At 49.2% G+C, this 18,304-nt stretch carries 17 protein-coding genes and 1 tRNA gene; 11 read left to right on the plus strand and 7 right to left on the minus strand.

Going from position 1 to position 18,304, the window contains the following annotated elements; all coding sequences use genetic code 11:
- Positions 1 to 87 precede the first annotated feature (87 nt).
- The 6 genes from dnaX to recR all read left to right on the plus strand — a co-directional run bounded on the left by dnaX (position 88) and on the right by recR (position 5,649).
- Positions 88 to 1,599 carry a DNA polymerase III subunit gamma/tau gene (dnaX, locus tag IPP75_01305; GenBank protein ID QQS69760.1) on the plus strand — a complete coding sequence of 504 codons (1,512 nt, stop codon included), beginning with the start codon at positions 88 to 90 and terminating at the stop codon, positions 1,597 to 1,599.
- Positions 1,600 to 1,630: 31 nt separating this feature from the next.
- The gene (dnaB, locus tag IPP75_01310; GenBank protein ID QQS69761.1) at positions 1,631 to 2,989 is read left to right on the plus strand and encodes a replicative DNA helicase; all 1,359 of its coding nucleotides are present in this window, start codon (positions 1,631 to 1,633) and stop codon (positions 2,987 to 2,989) included.
- A gap of 74 nt (positions 2,990 to 3,063) precedes the next feature.
- Positions 3,064 to 4,251, plus strand: a complete 1,188-nt coding sequence (locus IPP75_01315; protein QQS69762.1) for a hypothetical protein — start codon at positions 3,064 to 3,066, stop codon at positions 4,249 to 4,251.
- A 33-nt stretch (positions 4,252 to 4,284) separates the two neighbouring features.
- Positions 4,285 to 4,578 carry a YbaB/EbfC family nucleoid-associated protein gene (locus IPP75_01320; protein ID QQS69763.1) on the plus strand — a complete coding sequence of 98 codons (294 nt, stop codon included), beginning with the start codon at positions 4,285 to 4,287 and terminating at the stop codon, positions 4,576 to 4,578.
- Between the two features lie 47 nt (positions 4,579 to 4,625).
- A complete protein-coding gene (locus tag IPP75_01325) occupies positions 4,626 to 4,976 on the plus strand; it encodes a four helix bundle protein (GenBank protein ID QQS69764.1) in 351 nt (116 codons plus the stop codon).
- Positions 4,977 to 5,037: 61 nt separating this feature from the next.
- The gene (gene recR, locus IPP75_01330) at positions 5,038 to 5,649 is read left to right on the plus strand and encodes a recombination protein RecR (GenBank protein ID QQS70142.1); all 612 of its coding nucleotides are present in this window, start codon (positions 5,038 to 5,040) and stop codon (positions 5,647 to 5,649) included.
- Here recR and IPP75_01335 read toward each other — a convergent pair.
- Complete coding sequence (locus tag IPP75_01335; protein QQS69765.1) at positions 5,646 to 5,915, minus strand: DUF1653 domain-containing protein; 270 nt, start codon at positions 5,913 to 5,915, stop codon at positions 5,646 to 5,648. The genes recR and IPP75_01335 overlap by 4 nt on opposite strands.
- Positions 5,916 to 5,973: 58 nt before the next feature.
- Here IPP75_01335 and IPP75_01340 point away from each other — a divergent pair, with 58 nt between their 5' ends.
- Both IPP75_01340 and IPP75_01345 read left to right on the plus strand, forming a co-directional pair.
- On the plus strand, positions 5,974 to 6,981 hold the full coding sequence (locus tag IPP75_01340) for a DHH family phosphoesterase (GenBank protein ID QQS69766.1): 1,008 nt from the start codon (positions 5,974 to 5,976) through the stop codon (positions 6,979 to 6,981).
- Positions 6,978 to 8,381 carry a cysteine--tRNA ligase gene (locus tag IPP75_01345; protein QQS69767.1) on the plus strand — a complete coding sequence of 468 codons (1,404 nt, stop codon included), beginning with the start codon at positions 6,978 to 6,980 and terminating at the stop codon, positions 8,379 to 8,381. Before IPP75_01340 ends, IPP75_01345 begins: the two co-directional genes overlap by 4 nt.
- On the opposite strand, the gene IPP75_01350 is transcribed toward IPP75_01345, so the two are convergent.
- Genes IPP75_01350 through IPP75_01365 form a run of 4 tightly spaced genes read right to left on the minus strand, consistent with a single transcriptional unit; the run spans position 8,382 to position 12,759 of the window.
- Entirely contained in the window at positions 8,382 to 9,503 is a 1,122-nt protein-coding gene (locus IPP75_01350; protein ID QQS69768.1) for an AI-2E family transporter, read from the minus strand.
- A gap of 12 nt (positions 9,504 to 9,515) precedes the next feature.
- Positions 9,516 to 10,694, minus strand: coding sequence for a glycosyltransferase family 4 protein (locus IPP75_01355; GenBank protein QQS69769.1), 1,179 nt, complete (start codon positions 10,692 to 10,694; stop codon positions 9,516 to 9,518).
- Positions 10,627 to 11,790, minus strand: a complete 1,164-nt coding sequence (locus tag IPP75_01360) for a glycosyltransferase family 4 protein (GenBank protein ID QQS69770.1) — start codon at positions 11,788 to 11,790, stop codon at positions 10,627 to 10,629. The genes IPP75_01355 and IPP75_01360 overlap by 68 nt, the downstream gene beginning before the upstream one ends.
- A gap of 21 nt (positions 11,791 to 11,811) precedes the next feature.
- Complete coding sequence (locus IPP75_01365) at positions 11,812 to 12,759, minus strand: alpha/beta hydrolase (protein ID QQS69771.1); 948 nt, start codon at positions 12,757 to 12,759, stop codon at positions 11,812 to 11,814.
- Between the two features lie 229 nt (positions 12,760 to 12,988).
- Here IPP75_01365 and IPP75_01370 point away from each other — a divergent pair, with 229 nt between their 5' ends.
- The gene (locus IPP75_01370) at positions 12,989 to 13,798 is read left to right on the plus strand and encodes a M15 family metallopeptidase (protein ID QQS69772.1); all 810 of its coding nucleotides are present in this window, start codon (positions 12,989 to 12,991) and stop codon (positions 13,796 to 13,798) included.
- Between the two features lie 66 nt (positions 13,799 to 13,864).
- On the opposite strand, the gene IPP75_01375 is transcribed toward IPP75_01370, so the two are convergent.
- Entirely contained in the window at positions 13,865 to 15,064 is a 1,200-nt protein-coding gene (locus IPP75_01375) for a CapA family protein (GenBank protein ID QQS69773.1), read from the minus strand.
- Between the two features lie 240 nt (positions 15,065 to 15,304).
- Between IPP75_01375 and IPP75_01380 the strand changes: the two genes are divergently transcribed.
- Positions 15,305 to 15,379 (plus strand) — tRNA-Gln (locus IPP75_01380).
- 140 nt (positions 15,380 to 15,519) lie between these two features.
- Entirely contained in the window at positions 15,520 to 16,581 is a 1,062-nt protein-coding gene (locus IPP75_01385) for a transposase (protein ID QQS69774.1), read from the plus strand.
- Between the two features lie 789 nt (positions 16,582 to 17,370).
- Here IPP75_01385 and IPP75_01390 read toward each other — a convergent pair.
- Positions 17,371 to 18,294 carry a flippase-like domain-containing protein gene (locus tag IPP75_01390; protein QQS69775.1) on the minus strand — a complete coding sequence of 308 codons (924 nt, stop codon included), beginning with the start codon at positions 18,292 to 18,294 and terminating at the stop codon, positions 17,371 to 17,373.
- Between the last annotated feature and the right edge of the window lie 10 nt (positions 18,295 to 18,304).

Here is an 18,304-nt window from a genome sequence, read left to right on the forward strand (position 1 = left end):
AATGATTATAGTTCATAATAACTTTATTGCAAATTGTAATAACTACATTCGAAATCCTGTAAGGAAGCGACTATAATTAGTTGAGCAATGGGGAAGGCGTTATATAGGAAATACCGGTCACGGTCACTGAGTGAAATTGTTGGGCAAGACCATATCACGACCACTCTTCAAAACGCACTTAAATCGGACAAAATTGCTCACGCCTATCTTTTAACCGGCCCACGTGGGGTCGGCAAAACATCTATAGCCCGTATCCTTGCCCATGAAATCAATGAGCTTACCTATAGTGAAGAGCCGCATTTCGACATCATCGAAATAGATGCCGCCAGTAACAACGGCGTCGAAGACGTGCGCGACCTGCGTGACAAAATCATGAGCGCTCCAGCGAGCGCAAAGTACAAGGTTTTCATCATCGACGAGGTCCATATGCTCAGCAAGGCTGCCTTTAACGCGCTATTAAAGACACTAGAAGAACCCCCGGCCCACGTGGTCTTTATACTCGCCACCACCGAAGCACATAAGCTGCCCGAAACCATTATCAGCCGAACCCAGCGCTATAGTTTCCGTCCGGCGTCGCTCGAGAAACTCATAGAAAACTTACAATCTATTGCGAAGGCCGAGAAAATAGCCATTGATGATGATGCACTTGTCACTATCGCCGAACACAGCGAAGGGAGCTTTCGCGACAGCGTGAGCTTGCTTGACCAGGCCAGTAGCATGAGTAGTCATATTACCAAAAATGAGGTCGAGCAGCTCCTAGGACGGGCGCCTGCTGAGCAGATTTCTGAAATTCTCGCTGCCGCTAGTCAACATGATGTCCAGAAAGGACTGTCTGCACTTCAGGCATTGCTCATTCAAGGTCACGAACCGGCCATGATTGCGCGTCAGCTAAGCCAACAGCTACGTTCGAGTCTGCTCGAGGACAACGTACAGTTGAAAATTAACCCTGAAGTTGCCCTCCTATTACTACGTGAGCTCCTAGACGTTCCCCCCGCTCATAATCCCGCCGCCACGCTAGAGCTCATCATCATGCGCGTGTGTCTCAACACCGCTGATGCATCGCCGCAAATGAAGTTAACCCCACCAGAGGTCAGCAATGCGTCCCAGACGAAATCGGCTGCATTGGCCCCCAAAGACCCTCTGTTGCCAGCTGCAAAATCATCCAAGCTCGAAACACCTTCAGAACAACCTTCCCAGCCTATAGCCAACACTAAAGCATTGTCTGAGCCAGTTCCGGATGCCAATGGACCTAGCAAACCCGCCGCCTCGGCCAATGACGATGATGTTGAGGCGCTGTGGCGAGAAGTATTGCAACAGCTCAAGCAGACGCACAATACCCTTTACGGTATTGCCCGCATGGCTCGGCCAACACTCTCTGAAAACACGCTGACGCTTGAGCTAGCCTTTGCATTTCACCAAAAACGCTTAAGCGAACCACGGAATATTGCTGTCATTACCACCTTAACTGAAGCCGTGCGGCACAAACCAACCACTATTCGGTGCCAAAAAGGTGAATCTACGGCGCCAAAGACAACACCTGTCGACACCATTTCGACCATAAGCAATATCTTTGGCGGCGCCGAACTGCTAGAATCTTGAGTAAAGCTAAGGGATAAGGACAACGAGGGAAATGGCTACCGTACCAACACCGCCGCAGAACATTGAGGCCGAAGCGAGCCTACTGGGCGCTATTCTCATAGATACCGACGCCATAGTAAAAATTGCCGACAAAATTTCGGTCGATGATTTTTACGACCAGAAACACGCTCGTATTTACGAAGCGCTACGAGCTTTATATGAAAAACGTTCGGCTATAGATGTTCTGACACTATCCGACCAGCTGAAAGGCAACGGATTTCTTGACATGGTCGGCGGACCGTCCTACCTGACCGAGCTGACAAACTTTGTCCCAACGGCCGCCCATGTTGAACAATACGCTGACATTGTTGCGCAAAAGGCGCTACGCAGACGGCTCATTTCGGCCAGCGCCGATATGGCAGACCTTGGCCAAGACGAATCAAAAGACCTCAAAGAACTCATAGAGGAAGCCGAAAGCCGTTTGTTTGCCGTTAGCCAACAGCATGTGAAGCAAAGTGTAGTCAGCCTCGAATCGGTTTTGGCCGAAAGTTTTGAGCGACTTGACGACCTCCACAAAGACAAAAACAAACTCCGTGGAGTACCTACTGGCTATCGAGACCTCGACAACATCCTTGCAGGCTTACAGCGTTCCGACCTGTTTATCATAGCAGCGCGCCCGTCAATGGGAAAAACCGCCTTTGTGCTAAACCTCGCGCACAAAGTCGCGACCCAGGCCAAGGAAGCCGTACTCGTTTTTAGTCTCGAAATGAGCAAGGAACAACTTGTTGACCGCTTGCTTGCTATGGAGTCTGGCGTCGATGCTTGGGCGCTTCGTACTGGTAAGCTCACTGATGATGATTTCGAACGGCTTGGCGAAGCCATGGGCACGCTATCGGAAGCAAAAATATACATAGATGACACACCGGGCATAACTGTCAGCGACCTCCGTACAAAAGCACGGCGCGAGGCCCACACACAGCAAATTGGCCTCATCGTCGTCGACTATCTGCAGCTTATGAGCGGTGGAAGCAAGTTCGGCGGCGATGGCAACCGTGTCCAAGAAATATCAGAGATTTCTCGCGGCTTAAAGGGGATTGCTCGGGAACTCAATGTACCCCTGATTGCTCTTAGCCAGTTGAGCCGCTCCGTCGAAAGCCGGAGCCCCAAGATTCCGCAGCTGGCAGATTTGCGCGAGTCGGGGTCCATTGAGCAAGATGCCGATGTTGTGGCCTTCTTGTACCGAGAAGAATACTACGAACCTGACAGTGAACGGAAAAACATTATGGACGTACTCATAAAAAAACATCGCAATGGCCCGACGGGCGGTGTGGAACTCTACTTTGACCGAGAAAAGCAACGTATCCGCTCACTAGACAGTGGTCATGCCTCTATACCATTTGGTGCAGAGTAAGCCAGTTCTGTGCACAAAACTCGGTAGCATTGGCTTTCATCATAGCTCACTGTATACTTACACATATACTTCTTATGGAAAGAACACTGAACTTCCTGAGTGCGCATTGGCGACTGATTGCAGCTAGTATTGGGCTGGCTTGTGTTGCGTACGTTCTGTTATTTCGCGGTATTTCGACCCTTACGGTAGACTATGCGGCAACAGAGATTCAAACCAAGCAGGAAGCAAGTAGCCTCCGGTTGGTTTTCGACAACCCCGTTAATGCTCCATATAAAGTACTCGCTTGGACCGGACAAAAGCTTGGACACAACAGCATTGCCGTGACTCGTGTAGCTTCTGCGTCATTTGCTGTAGCCGTGGCGGTGTTATTTTACTGGGTAGCTACCCACTGGTACTCGAAGCGTGTTGCACTTCTCAGTAGCCTGCTATTTGTCTGTTCTTCGGGGTTTTTGCATATTGGCAGATATGGAAGCGCACTCATACTACAAATGGCAACCCTCGTCTTAATTTCGTGCGTTTTTTTGTTTCGGCGAACAAAACATGAATTCCTCATGGCATATGCAATCACCGCTGTCATTGCAGCCTGTTTATATGTACCGGGCATGGTATGGTTTGCGCTTATTGGGCTATACCTTATGCGCAAACGCATAGCTTACTTATTCGGTAAGCTAGGCACGCTCCATACTGCACTCATCTTTACGCTGGGTATAGGGCTTCTCGTGCCTCTTCTACTAGCGATGTTCCGTGACATCACAGTTGCCCGAACAATTTTTGGGCTGCCCAGCACATTCCCTAGCCCAGCGTTACTCGTAGATAACTTTATTCACCTGGGCTCATCAGTTGTTTACAAGGGCTACTGGCCCACCGAATACTGGATGTACGGTGCGCCACTTTTGAATGTTGGTGAATCAGTTTTGTTTATAGCTGGCTTAATACTACTCGTTAAGCGTCCTATTTTAAGAGGAAATTATTTTCTCCTTGGGACACTCATTGTGTCGACTGTTCTCATTGTTATTGGCGGAAGCGCCACCATTGCCATGCTCACGCCGCTCATATATCTCACCATAGCAGGCGGCTTATTTTACATGCTTGACCAATGGCTCACTGTTTTTCCAAGGAATCCAATTGCTAAATACAGTGGCGTTTTGCTTTTAATGACACTGGTGAGTTTCTCCATACTGTATCACTTGCGGGCATACTATACGGCTTGGCCGAACGCGCCCGAAACAAAAGTGGTCTATTCCGTAAAACAACCCTCATAATCTGGTACAATAGGAAGACAAACGGAGGAAGTTATGAGTCGATTTGACCAAGCAAAGATGCTACTACAAGTAAAAAAAATCCAAAAAGAACTGCAAAAAATGGTAATTACTGTAGAGCAGGGTGACGGCGCGGTGCGCGTTGAGATTACCGGCGAACAAAAAATTAAAAAAGTTAAAATTGACCCCGACCAGATTGACCTCGATGACATAGAGCAGCTTGAGCGATGGATTGAAGACGCAGTCAAAGATGCCATCTCTGAAAGTCAGAAAGTTGCTGCAGAGAAAATGCAACCCTTCATGGGCATGCTCAGCGGCTTAGGGCTCTAAGCCGCAAGCACCAAATTCCAAATAACAATTTCCAAACAACATTCCAAATGACAAATTCCAAGCCGGAAAACCTCGAAGATCGAACGTTTCGTTATGCTGAAAACTGCAAAGCGCTTATTAAGCAGCTTCCGAAATCGATAACAAATATTGAGTATGCGAAACAACTCGCACGCTCATCCGGTTCTGTGGCCGCTAACTACATTGAGGCGAATGAGTCTCTCGGCAAAAAAGATTTTGTCATGCGCTGCCGCATTAGCAGAAAAGAAGTAAAGGAATCTAGGCTTTGGTTGAAACTCATCGATACGACTGATGAGTATCGTCATAATCAGGCTCAACTAATCGATGAATCAACTGAGTTACTAAAGATACTATCGTCAATAATTGGTAAATCATCGTGAATGCTGTTTGGAATTTTACTATTGAAATTTGTTTGTTATTTGGAACTTGTGATTTGGAATTATCTCGATGAACCTATTACCGAAAGCACTCGAGGAGCTCATTGAAGCGTTCGGCAACTTGCCGGGTGTTGGTTCCCGTACCGCAGAACGCTACGCATACTACCTGGTGCGACGCGACGCGGCAAAAGCTCACCAGATTGCCTCAGCCCTAAGCGCACTGCACGAAGGCGTAAAATACTGTCCGAAAACATTTGCCCTCATAGACGCCAACGATGACGTTTCGCCGCTGTACAGCGACCCAAAGCGTGATAAAACTCTCATAGCAGTCGTTGCCGAACCACTGGATATCGTTGCCCTAGAGAAAACCGCAGCATTTCGCGGCACCTACCATGTGCTTGGCGGTCTTGTTTCGCCAATCGATGGCGTTTCGCCAGAGGAGTTGCACATAGCGGAACTTATTCAGCGTGTCACCGAAGATAACGTCAGTGAAATTATCTTGGCTACTAACGCCAGTGTAGAAGGTGAGTCTACGGCCCTATACATCCAACAGCAGCTAGAGGGTCAAACGGTGAAGATTTCTCGCCTCGCTCGCGGCTTACCCATTGGTGTTGACTTGGAATACGCCGACCAAATTACCCTCGGCCGCGCGCTCGAAGGTCGTCAACTACTTTAATCCGAAATATGTTCAAATCGGGGAAGTGTAGCGCCTTGCCAGGCAACAGTTTCGAGCCAGACGCTCATCCAGCGGGCAAAGTGAATATCTGGTGCATCAAATGGTGAGTAGATAACTTCAAAGTCAAGGGTTTCTTCGTCAAAAGCTATTGCTGTCACGCGGTACTCGCCCCCTTTATAATGTCGCCAACGGGAGCCCACAGCCACAATTTCTTCGGCCTCGGCCATCATTTCACGCAGCTGTTTGAAGTCTTTTTTCCGGCTCATACCTACAGCATAGCATAACAACTTTGTATATCTGTCCTACCGAAGTACAATAGTGTGTATGCAGGAGAAAATTCGGGAAACCATAGAAGCAGCGCAAAAGATTGTTGTCATCCAGGCTGACAACCCCGATGCCGATAGCCTTGGCAGCGCCCTTGCACTTGAACACGTCTTAGGCGACTTTGGAAAAGACGTTGTCCTGTACTGCGGGGTCAATGTGCCTGAGTATCTGCGTTACCTAGCGGGTTGGGACAGGGTGGTAGATACGCTCCCCAGCCAGTTCGACCTCAGCATCATTGTCGACGCCAGCACCTACACGCTGCTCGATAAGCTCGATAAAAGCGGCCAACTTGCCTGGGTGAAATCAAAGCCATGCATTGTTCTTGACCACCACGCTACCGTCGAGAAAAAGATAGACTTTACAAGCCTCCAGCTCATTGATGAACATGTCGCCTCCACCGGGGAACTCATATTTCATCTGAGCACTTCACTTGGTTGGGCTGTTTCGAACGAAGCGGCAGAATATATTATGACCTCAATCTTGGGCGATACCCAAGGGCTTATGAACGACCTCACCACCGCAACAACCTACCGCACCATGGCGGACTTAACCGAGCTGGGTGCAAACCGCCCTCGACTCGAGGAACTCCGCCGCGAATACGGGAAAATGCCGGAAAAAATTTATACCTATAAGGGCATGCTTATTGCTCGGACAGAATTTTACGCCGAAGGGAAAGTTGCTCTCGTGCACATCCCACAACCAGAAATTAACGAATACAGCCCCTTGTATAACCCGGCACCACTCATACAGTTTGATATGCTTCAGGTTCGTGGTATTGCGCTTGCCATTGTAATCAAAAGCTACGACGACGGACGTGTCACTGCAGCACTACGCGCCAACAATGGCTACCCAGTAGCAGCAAAGCTTGCCGAGGAAATGGGCGGGGGAGGGCATGACTATGCCGCCGGATTTAAGATTACGGATGGTCGTAGATACGATGAAGTGAAGGCTGAGTGCATTCGTATTGCTTCAGACTTGCTTCAGACCACCCGTGGAGATATTGCATGAAGCTATACAATACCTCGACTCGACAGGTAGAAGCCGTTAAGCCGCTCGATAGTGCTACGGTGCGAATGTATACCTGTGGACTGACAGTCTATAGCCAGCCGCACATCGGGAACTGGCTTGGTTATATTTACTGGGACGTCCTTGTGCGAGCCCTTCGGGCTGAAGGCTATACCATAGAGCGCACGCAAAACATCACCGACGTTGGTCACTTGACCAGCGACGACGACAACGGTGAAGACAAAATGGAAAAGGGCGCCCGCAGCGAAGGCATTACTGCCTGGGACGTGGCCGCAAAATATATTGCGGTTGCCAAAAAAGAAGCAGCCCAGTTAGGTCTTATTCAACCCGACTATCTCGTACGCGCAACCGACATGATTGCACAGCAAATTGACTTTGCCAAGACTCTCGATGAAAAAGGCTACCTGTACGAAATACCTGGTGACGGTATGTACTTCGACACAAGCAAACTCAGTGACTACGGCAAACTAGCCAAATTGGATATTGCTGGCCTTGAAGGAGGCGCGCGGGTTAGTGTAGAGGGTAAACGCAATATAACCGACTTTGCTGTCTGGAAGTTTTCACCAGACTCCTCGGAAGGCGGTAAGAAACGTGACATGGAGTGGGATAGCCCCTGGGGGGTCGGCTTTCCGGGGTGGCACCTCGAGTGTTCTGTTATTGCACGAGAAACCCTTGGAGACCAAATTGACATTCACACCGGCGGTATAGACCACATACCCGTTCACCACACAAATGAAATTGCGCAAACCGAGGCTGTCACCGGTAAACCTTTTAGCACCTTTTGGGTACATAATAACCATCTGAAAGCAGACGGCCAGAAAATGAGCAAAAGCCTAGGCAACATTTACACGTTGCAAGACATACTAGACAAAGGGCACGACTTAGACGCATTTCGAGTCTTTGCACTTGGGAAGCACTATAGAACAGAGGGCAACTTCACCTGGGATAATCTGGAGGCCGCTCAAAACCGTTTGAGTCACTGGCGAGAAGCTATGGCCACTCGTTGGCAAGATTTGGTGCTACCAAAAGCAGATACTGATATCAATGCTGCTGACTTTGATAGTTCCATCCTCGCTGCACTGTCGAATGACTTAAACACCTCAGAGGCACTAAGAATTGTTGACGATGTCGCTGATAAAGCATTAGCTGGCGCTGTATGCGGTGCATGCCTAGGCAACATCACAGAATTGGTGCAGGACTATCTGGGAATTATCATCGCGGTGCCAGATATTAGTGAACACCAAAAGCAACTTATCGCAAACCGAGAACAAGCCCGCGCTGATAAAAACTGGGCGAAGTCAGATGAAATACGAGACATACTAGCAGGCCAAGAAATTGGCCTCCGTGATACACCACGGGGGGCTGTCTGGTACTGGCTGTAGTTAAATATCGCCGCCGGGGGTCTTTGCATCGTGCACGGTAGCTGGTGTAAGAATATCTCGTCGTTCGAGGTAGTCCAGGACAAGAATCCGGATGCATCCTGCCACAGGAATGGCTACGAGAGCACCCAGTAGCCCACCAAAATTCGCACCGAGCAGTACCGCAACAAAAACAAGCAACGGTGACATATTGGTGCTATTTGCCTGGACGCGGGGCTGGACAGCATAATTCTCTATCTGCTGATACAAAATGTAATATGAAAGTACCAAAATAGCCGAGGCTGGAGAAGTAAAGAGCGCGACGAGCGTACAAATGGCTGCGCCGATTGTGTGACCAACCATTGGTATAAGTCCGCAGATAAACACCACTACCATGAGTGCAAGCGGGTAAGAGACATGCGCAAGGAACAGCATGGGCACAATCAGCACCGCCGCAACTGCGGCAAGAATGACCTGTCCATTCACATAACCACGGACAACTTTGTTCATGTCTGCGGCCAAACGGTGTGTTCTTTCCCGTCGGTTTACTGGTAGCATTCCTTCAAGAAGTTTGCCCCATTTGGGACCTTCTATGAGCATCATGACGGTCAAGACAAGAACAGTAAGCGTTGCAAAAACGCTACTGCCAATTTTTGAAACCGCAGTCACGGCAGAACTGCCGACATCATCAAGACGGGTAGAGAGCTGTGAGGAAAGTTTTTCAACTTGTGAATCGAGATTATATTTTTCGACAAATCCGCCCAGCGCGCCCTCGCCATTGCGCGTTTGGTCAATAAGCTGAGGCAATTCGCTGAAGAATCCTGCCGTTTGTTTGGCAATAGGCGGGACAACCGCAGCCAAAAACCCAATCAAGGCCAATAGAATTAGCCCTATGGATAATCCGGTAGCCAGCGTGCGACGATTTTTCTTTTTTGCCGGGAGCTTTTTTGCAAGCCATTGCACCGGACTGTTAAGAGCAAGACTGAGGAAAAAAGCAACACCAATAAGCGTTAGCGTACCCAAACTTTGCTTCACTGCCATAAACAGTAGAACCGCTAGGACAGTGAGACCTATAACCCTAAGTATGGTGTGTGTTGATATAGTGACCTCGAAGTCAGAGTTTTCTTTAGGGAATAATCGTGCCATAACAGTATTATGTCACGACTGCCCGCGTTTTTGCAAAGCGTGAGCGTATAATTTTTCGATTTTAGGTCCAATAACATCTATGTCAAACTGCTGTACGTACGTGTGCTGTTTTTTTGCCATTGCCGACCTCCCCGCGTCGTCATTGAGCCATTGAGCAAGTAGGCGCGCGAAAGCAGTTGTATCCCTAGGGTCAAATAACTGTTTTTTTTCTGCTACAACCGACGCGTACCCCGGGTTATCACCAGCCAATACGACACCCCGGCTTGCCGCCATCCCCTCAAGCAAACTTATACCAAAGCTTTCACCAGAGGTGCTGGGGAACACTATTATATCTCCACTTGCCAGCAATACAGCTTTATTCTGCTCATCAACGAAACCAGGGAACGAAATCTTGTCTGAAATATTGTTGTTCTCGGTATACTGTTTCAGTTTGTCCTGTAAAACACCCTTTCCAGCTATAATTACTTCATATGGCGTACTGGTGAGCTTCTTCCGCTCCACCTCGGCAACAGCTTGAACAAGTTCATATGGACCTTTTCGCTCAACAAGTCTACCAAGGTACACAATCTTTTTTATAGAGCGCCCCGCAACCTTACCGCGACGGGCCACGGAAAATGCATCGTGATGGAAGGGGTTGGCAACCACGGTGCTTGTGAACCCAAAATAGCGCCCGGCAAATACTTGTGTTGGGGGCGATACGGCCATCATGGCATCAAAACGTCGAGCTGTTGTTGTATTTATTTTCCCAAGAATATTACTACCAAACTGAGCCATGCGACCATATGGCAAGATATGGAAGGTGCCAACAACGGCAACTTTTGGCTGAATAAGTCGAATAAGCCTTCCCCCTAAAAACGGGCTGTAGGGGACTTGTACGTGGAGGATATCCAGCTCTAGCTGCTCTACCAAGCGTCGGAGCTTACTGTAACCTGCCGGGAGCGGTATAGACAGCTGGTTGGCGTTAAAACGAACCTTTATATTTTTGCTCAAGCTATATATATTCTCTAAATCTGTCCGGGACGTTGCGCTCGCTAGGTAGTAAACCTGATGACCCCGTTGCCGCATCCATTCACCAACGCATCGGACGTACTGTTGCACGCCATCGGTACTATCGAGCGTATCGTCAAGTACGAAACCAATCTTCACGTTTTCTCCTTGGTTTTTCGCTAGCTGCTTTGATAGCGGCTTCATATGCTGAAAGATACATTGCTGCGACTTTATGGTATTCGAACTGCCGGATGTGCTTCTTGGCCCATTTTTTCCAAAGCTGACGGATGCCTTCGTCTGTAAGCAGGAGCTCCATGCGGTGCGCAAACTCTTTGCTGTCGCGCGGGTCAACAAGCGACAACTGGCCAAGGCCTGTCATAACACTCTCGTAACCGGGATTATTACCCGCAACCGTCACCAGACCACTTGCCATTGCCTCAAGGAGTACTATCCCAAAGCTTTCACCATATATAGCCGGCGAGCAAAATAGGTCAGCGCTGTGGAGTAGCTGTAGCTTGGTGTGGTCATCAATAAAGCCAAGGAACTCAACATTTTGAAGCTGCAATTCTTCGGCAAGTTCTTGCATTTTTTCTCTGTCAACGCCATCTCCAGCAATAATCAGCCGAGCGTCTGGCTGTCTTTCCTGCAAGATTTGGAAGGCGCGAAGTAAGTATTTAACACCTTTTCGTTTTTCTATACGTCCTATGTACAGAATAGTTTTTGCTTTTGGGAGGTCCGCAAGATGAGCAGGGCTACGAAAATGACCGGTGTGAATGCCGTTTGGAATTATTTCTATTGGGTCATCGGTAAGAGTACGCAAATATTCTGCTGCTGCCTCCGAAACGGCAGTAAATGCATCGATGTAGCGGATAAGTGGTTTCGTATAGGGGGTAACTACTCGCATGAGCGCCCGACTGGCAATAGTCTCGGGTAGTTTAGCGTGAACCGTCCCCACATTTACGCAAGTACTACGACTGAGAATTTGCCGGCTCAGCACTGGAACCCACGGTTCATGAAAATGCAGCACGTCGAACTTTTCATATTCAAGCATGTTGTCGATTTCATCGGTGAGTACACTCGCACTGACCTGGGTAGTTGTAGCCAACGGTGATTTGAAATCAGTTGCAGTACCCAAGAATATTACTCGGTGGTCGCGACTAGCGTAGGGTTCTTTCGGCTGGGGTGTAATAACAACCGCCTCATGGCCCAGTTTCGTAAACTCAAGCTGCAGCGCTTTAACAACTTCCTGAACACCGCCACCTCTGGTGATATTGTAGGGGCAGACAAGACCAATTTTCATAACTATAGATTAGTATACCATTTAGGTGTTTGTTTTCTTTGCGCTTGCTTTCAAAGCAGCTCGAAGCTGTTTAGGAATAAAAGCCGCAGCCTCCTTTTTCGTAGCAACAACACTTGGAGAATGTGTTTTTGCAGCAAGCGGGGCAGGGTAGAAGTCAGTAAACACAACCCGCATTTGTTGTTCAATAACTTCGTTGTCAAAGTAGTTATCGTGAGGGGTAAACACATGCCATACAGGGAGTTGTATCTGTTCCTCGCAGTGATTTACCGTCAAAAGCTCTACAGTTGTTTGCATATACGTGCGGACATCGTTCGACTGCCATAGCTTAATTTCCATATCCATCATAGCTTCAAACGCATCGGCATGTCCTTTTGCAAGGTTAAACTTATGCTTTGCGTTGTTTGTGCGCGCATAAACCGCGCGAAGAACTTTAGCGGTGAGCGCCGTATGACGAAATACGTAAGGGAACGGCGGAATGGAAACCACCTCAGAGGCGTAGCGATAAAAATTGTAGCGAGCAGGAGAAAACTTAAAATTATCTTTGTGCATAAAACCCATAGCACTTACAAGTACTTCTACCTTATTCGCTAGTTCTGGATATCGTTGCAGCATACGCGTCGCAACTAAAAATCCAAACGAAATGCCCACAATACTAACCTTTTTTCTTCGATATCGCAGTTTAATAAATGCTGCCATGTAATCGGCGTAGTTATCCAGCGTTGCTTGCTTACCAATCTTATGAAAGCTTTCCATGCCACCAAAACCTGGGAGGTCTGGCATAGTCACTGCGCCAAAGTCATTAAAGTTCTGAACTAACCCCCACCACCTTTCGAGTAGTGAATGGTGCCCATAAATTACTAAAATCTCACGTTTGTTTTTATTTTTTGCAGGCAAATGAAGCATTCTTCCGCGCATGCCATTTATATGCAGCGGCTCGATATATTCGGCCGGGTTTGTCTGGTTTTTCATACCGTATTACTAGCTACTATACGTCGTAATTATTTCTGGGGCAAGCAAATATAGTGCTATACCCAAACAACATGAGTTTCCGAAATTTTCAGCCAGAGATTTGCGAGGTAAAACTATGCATACCCGACGAAGCATATCGAGATGTGGTGGGGGGGTAGGCATGGTTTTGGCTGGAAAGAATGGGTGAAAAATGAAAAGTCATGGTGTTTGGGTATATACTACACGCATTGTGTATAAGAAACTTTTAGTCGTGGCGCTCGTGGTAGGAATAGGGGGTTTTGCGGTTCTGCAAACGCGCACGGACAAAACGGCCGAGCCTAGGCAAACGAATAGTGCTCTGAGCACAAAGCCAGCACCCAAACAATCGGTGCAAGTTGTACTACCCGGGGCAAAACCAATTCCCGCACTCGAAGAAAATTATGTGCAACCAGCCAGCCTTTGGGTGGTAGTAAGCAAAGTGCACCCGCTTACAGACGCACAGTACGTACCCTCTAACCTTGCAGTTCCGGCAGTCAAAACTCGCACCGACAAATCTACAGCAGAGCAGTCGCTACGCGCCGATATTGAACCAGACGCCGTAGCATTGTTCAAAGCAGCACAGGCAGCGGGGCACGACGTTATGCTAGCCAGCGGCTACCGTTCGTACGAGCAGCAGCAGGTATATTTCACAAACTATTCTCGGTTATACGGTGAAGAAGCTGCCAACAAATTTAGCGCTCGTCCAGGTCAAAGCGAACATCAAACCGGTTTGGCGTTCGATGTGAGCCTAACCTCACGAGCATGCTACCTAGAAGTTTGTTTTGGGGAAACCGAGGCAGGTAAGTGGTTCGCAGCCCACTCCTACGAATACGGTTTTATTTTGCGCTACCCGGCGGATAAAATCGACATTACCCAGTACCAGTATGAACCGTGGCACTTCCGCTATGTTGGCCGCGACCTGGCTCGCGCGCTTCACGAAAGCAACCTCACGCTCGACGAAGCGTACCCGTACTTGCAGACAGCGCTAGCGGAGCTGAAAAACCGCGGCGAGGTGAAGTAGTTAGTAGTTAGTAGTTGGTAGTTGGTAGTTAGTAGTTGGTAGTTAGCTTACAGGGCTATTAGATAGCTAGGGCGTCACTGTAACCCCTGTGTCGCTACCCAGCGTCGTCTTCACATAGGTTTCTCGCTCGTTAGCACTGTACTGTTGTCCAAACATATCACTAACAGCGTTGCCGCTTTGACTGAGCGGTCTCAGCTGCAAATTACTGCGCGCGCTAAGACGACCAGCAGCCCTATCACCAGTAGACCAATCGTAGCTCATGAACGTTACCTGCGCTGTTGGCCTCTCCACGCGCACACCGCCATCTGGTTGTTTTTTTAAGGTAAAACCAGCAATTACTCCAGTCAGTTCATTGACTTGCAGCTGCGAAGAAAGCATGTTGCCTATGCTATACCACACCAGCGTTTTACGCCCATCCGCTGCAGTGAGGTATGTGGCTTGTTGTAACACATGCGGGCCCGTTCCTATAACTACATCTGCGCCACCATCTGCAAACAGTTGCGCCGCAGCCGTTTGGTCGGCATTCACTGCATTTGAATCTTCTGTCCCCCAGTGCGCCGATACTACTACCGCATCGGCATTCTCCCGTGCGGCACCAAGCAGCCGTTTCACAAGGTCGGTGTTGTGGTAGATATTTAAGCCATATGTAGTGTAGTTTTTGTTATTGCTGTAATCTGCAAAGGCTACAAAGGCCACTTTCACCCCATTTTTGGTAAAATAGCGTACTGTCATCTGTTCTTCAGGCGTCCGATTCGCCCCGGCTACCGCCAGAGGCTTCAGTTTTTCCCACACGGCAATGTCTGCATCTATAGCCGCCTGGCCCTTATCATTGATATGGTTGTTTGCAAGGTTAATGACGTTGCAGCCAGCGCCTGCCACAAGGTCACGCGCAAACTCGGTCGGCGCGTTGAATGCCGGGTAGCCGCTTATTCCGAATGCTTCACCCGTCGTCAAACCCTCTGCATTGCAAAACACCGCATCGGCTTCTTTGTAAAGCGGTTTTATGGCGGAAAAGTACGGCGTGAAGTCATAGCTGCCATTTGCAGCCCGCGCCTGCGCTACCACCGAGTCGTGCGCGAGCATATCGCCCATGGCAGCGAAGGTAACAACACCGCTCGGTTCAATCTTTTTTACGGCCTTACCTGAGTTTACAGCAGGCTTTACCGCCGGAGCTTGAGTGCGAATGGCAAAATACCAGACCGCCGCACCCACCCCAGCCAGAACCAACCCCAGTGCCACCCCAGCCTTCCATCCCGGCCTTTTCATATCAGTAGTATAGCGTGAAGCAGCGAGATTTAGTATAATTACTCACGTTTACAGAGCATTGGGGGTTGGCCAAGTGGTAAGGCACCAGGTTTTGGTCCTGGCATTCGGGGTGAAGATTGCCAGCGGCAGTCTGCAAGGTGACCTTTCAGATTTGCAGCTATGCTGCTAGTATGAAAGTCACGGGCTCGCCGAAGGTGAGTCGAATACATTCGAACCCACGCACATTACAACGTTTATCAATGGGGGTTGGCCAAGTGGTAAGGCACCAGGTTTTGGTCCTGGCATTCGGGGGTTCGAATCCCTCACCCCCAGCCAAGCATAAACGTAACACACATAGCTTATACTGAACCACCCCACACCTACAACCGGCGTTAGCCGGTTGTCTTCTTGAGTTGAAATACAAAAGACGACATACTATTCCTTGGTAATTCGCTAAAACAAACAAGGAGAAACATATGTCGTCAGTAGCTATTGTACGCGGTATTCGTTCGGAGATACAAACCAAGCTTCTGCCTGTAACCAATCGCTACTGGCGTAGCCAGTTGCAGTTCGGTATTGAAGCCTACAGTCTACGCTCATTCCAGAGCGCAGCGGGTAATGCTCGCACGACTGCCGTAAAGCCCCGAACTGGCCTTCGACGCTGTGAACGACTGTTTGCCAACGATGCACTTGCCGACCAACTCGGACATGTATTCGACAGCCTAGAGCTCATCCGACCAGGTAGCTACGTCAATGTCGATCATTCTGACATGAATGGACTCAGTGCCCTGGTTGGTGCGATACAGACGAGAAACGGTCGGGCCATCCCCTGCCTGGTAGAGACTACCTACAGTGACCGACTCCCATCACATACCAACGCACCTGCCCGTAAGCAAGCCCTGCGTCGGGCACGCGCCAAGGAGAGACGCTATACCAGCTTCACGGGGCACTACATTGACGCCTTGCAAGGCTTGCATGACCGACTCGGCTTCTGGCCGAAACTGATCTTTGACCGTGGCTTTGGCAATGAGTCGCTCGTGACTCATCTGGCTGCGGAGGGTGCGACGTTTTACCTCCGGCTCAAGGGTGGACGATGTGTCCATTTGGATGGCCAGCGGATTGAAACGAAACATCTCAGCGAGACAGATGTGGCTATCCAGCTGTTTGGACTCACGCTCAGAGTCATCCGCTCACCCAAAAGCAGAAGAGCCAGAGAGCCATGGTATATTCTCACCAACGACATGACAGCCAGTCGGTCCAAGATTGTCCGTATTTACTACCACCGCTTTGAGATTGAAGAAACATTCAAGGACATGAAGCATGTCTTTGAGCTGAAACGTACCAGACTCAACAAACCACTCAGTCTCAAGCTACTGCTGTGGTTTGTAAGTCTTGGCATTGCCTTACTGTACCGAGCTACCAAGCCAACAAAGCAATACACTGCAAGGCAACATCCCAAGAAGCAAATCTCCTGGATTCGCAGAGGATACGAGGAACTGCAACAGGCCTACGGCCTGTTGCTATGGGGTATGGGATGAGGTGTGGGGTGGTTCAGTAGCTTATAGTTGCGTCATTAGGTATTTTATGTTACTATTATTTTATGCTAAGCCGTGTCCGTCTAAACAGTACACAAGAATTACTCACATCTAGACCTGATCTCATCAATGAGGCGGCAAAGGGAGTCTTAGACGTATTAACAATACAAGGGTTAGACAATACTACCTCTCTATCAACCGGGGGGGAGGCTACGGCCAGCTACATTTCTGCTGTTTCAGCCCGACATTTTAATCGACAGCGTCAGCAACTGTATCTAACTGGACTGGCAGAAGAGCTTATTAATACGACAGACATAGGGAGCTCTCCGGGTTCGAATGCAGATTTTATATTAACAGGCCAAGATTTATACGCCGATCGGTTAAACTTTGTTTTCGGATGTACTTGGTCGACACTTGGACTTTCAGTCCAGTCCGTATCACGAGTCGTAAGCGCTACGAGAGACACAGAGGCCCAACGTTTGCATACAAGACACGTTGCGCGACATGAATTTGCACATATGCGCGGCCTCATTGAGCCGAGTGACTTCCGTAATCCTGACCGTCGTGAGGGGATTTACTCTGGACATTGCGCAGATGTTTGTACTATGCGTCAGAGCATCACGGTCAAAGAAGCACTATCGCAGGCAATTGAATTGCAAGATCATGAACTCGCTGGATTTTGTGAATGTTGTGTAAAAAAATTGATTAGTAGCAGGCATCAGTAGGTCATTATCAAACTTTTGTTATATGCGGGTCGAGATATTTTGGACATACCCGTAGAGCGGTGACGTGTCAAGAACACTTCTGCCGTTGGGTAAAGTAGAGTGCTACCGCTCCGGGCAAAATAGGGAGCCAGTAGGTTGAGAGGCGGAAGGCTAGGGCGATTGCTATGGCGGTGGTGCTGCCCACCCCATACGCTATAAAACCACCCACCAAACCGGCTTCAACGCCTGCGAGGCCGCCGGGCGTCGGCACAGCAGCACCCAGTAAAACACCACCGGTGTACACAAGAAACAGCTGTGGCAGGTCAAGCCAGACACCAAAGCTCCGCGCCGCGAGGTGCAGTACAAGCACATTGGTCAGTGTCAGGGCACACAGCGCTAGCGCGGCGTATGCTAGCCTGTGCGGCTGGCGTTCGTACCGGCGCAGGCTCACCAGCAGGTTGCGCACAAAGCTGCGTAACGCACGGCGTACGCGCCCAAGCAATAGGGCAGAACCAAGCAATATACAAATCCCAAGTAAAACCCACCCCTGTTTATGTGACCATCCCAGACGAAATTGTCCGGCAGAACCGGTGAGGAGCACAAGCGCAAGCAACAGCAGGTGCACAGTCATGCCCAGTAGGTTATTTATGCTCACCACAGCTGTTGCCTGGGCGACCGTGTGTTTCCGTTTGTGCAAATACAAACCATGCATACCCAAACCGCCCAGCCCCGACGGCACAAGTCGGTTTATGCAGGAGGCAGCTAGCTCCACCGCAAGCAATTCCCGAATTTTCAAGCGCTGAAATGCCAAAAAACTGTAGGCAAATGCCGCCAGTACGAACGTAAGAGCCACAAGCGGTAGTGACAGCCAGAAGTCATGTAGCTCCGCGTTACGCATCACCCCAACACTCTGCCCAAACATATCCCAGTTTTTCCAAACAAATACTGCCACCAGTACAGTAAACACAAACGAAGTGAGGGGGCGGACTAATTTTTTCCGTAACCGAACCATAAGCCTATTG

The organism is Candidatus Saccharibacteria bacterium, assembly GCA_016700375.1.
Lineage (GTDB): Bacteria > Patescibacteriota > Saccharimonadia > Saccharimonadales > UBA4665 > JAGXIT01.

Excerpts from the sequence above, each read along its gene's own strand:
- dnaX (QQS69760.1), top strand. The coding sequence starts at position 88 with ATGGGGAAGGCGTTATATAGGAAATACCGGTCACGGTCACTGAGTGAA.
- dnaB (QQS69761.1), top strand. The coding sequence starts at position 1,631 with ATGGCTACCGTACCAACACCGCCGCAGAACATTGAGGCCGAAGCGAGC.
- IPP75_01315 (QQS69762.1), top strand. The coding sequence starts at position 3,064 with ATGGAAAGAACACTGAACTTCCTGAGTGCGCATTGGCGACTGATTGCA.
- IPP75_01320 (QQS69763.1), top strand. The coding sequence starts at position 4,285 with ATGAGTCGATTTGACCAAGCAAAGATGCTACTACAAGTAAAAAAAATC.
- IPP75_01325 (QQS69764.1), top strand. The coding sequence starts at position 4,626 with ATGACAAATTCCAAGCCGGAAAACCTCGAAGATCGAACGTTTCGTTAT.
- IPP75_01335 (QQS69765.1), bottom strand. The coding sequence starts at position 5,915 with ATGAGCCGGAAAAAAGACTTCAAACAGCTGCGTGAAATGATGGCCGAG.
- IPP75_01340 (QQS69766.1), top strand. The coding sequence starts at position 5,974 with ATGCAGGAGAAAATTCGGGAAACCATAGAAGCAGCGCAAAAGATTGTT.
- IPP75_01345 (QQS69767.1), top strand. The coding sequence starts at position 6,978 with ATGAAGCTATACAATACCTCGACTCGACAGGTAGAAGCCGTTAAGCCG.
- IPP75_01350 (QQS69768.1), bottom strand. The coding sequence starts at position 9,503 with ATGGCACGATTATTCCCTAAAGAAAACTCTGACTTCGAGGTCACTATA.
- IPP75_01355 (QQS69769.1), bottom strand. The coding sequence starts at position 10,694 with ATGAAGCCGCTATCAAAGCAGCTAGCGAAAAACCAAGGAGAAAACGTG.
- IPP75_01360 (QQS69770.1), bottom strand. The coding sequence starts at position 11,790 with ATGAAAATTGGTCTTGTCTGCCCCTACAATATCACCAGAGGTGGCGGT.
- IPP75_01365 (QQS69771.1), bottom strand. The coding sequence starts at position 12,759 with ATGAAAAACCAGACAAACCCGGCCGAATATATCGAGCCGCTGCATATA.
- IPP75_01375 (QQS69773.1), bottom strand. The coding sequence starts at position 15,064 with ATGAAAAGGCCGGGATGGAAGGCTGGGGTGGCACTGGGGTTGGTTCTG.
- IPP75_01385 (QQS69774.1), top strand. The coding sequence starts at position 15,520 with ATGTCGTCAGTAGCTATTGTACGCGGTATTCGTTCGGAGATACAAACC.
- IPP75_01390 (QQS69775.1), bottom strand. The coding sequence starts at position 18,294 with ATGGTTCGGTTACGGAAAAAATTAGTCCGCCCCCTCACTTCGTTTGTG.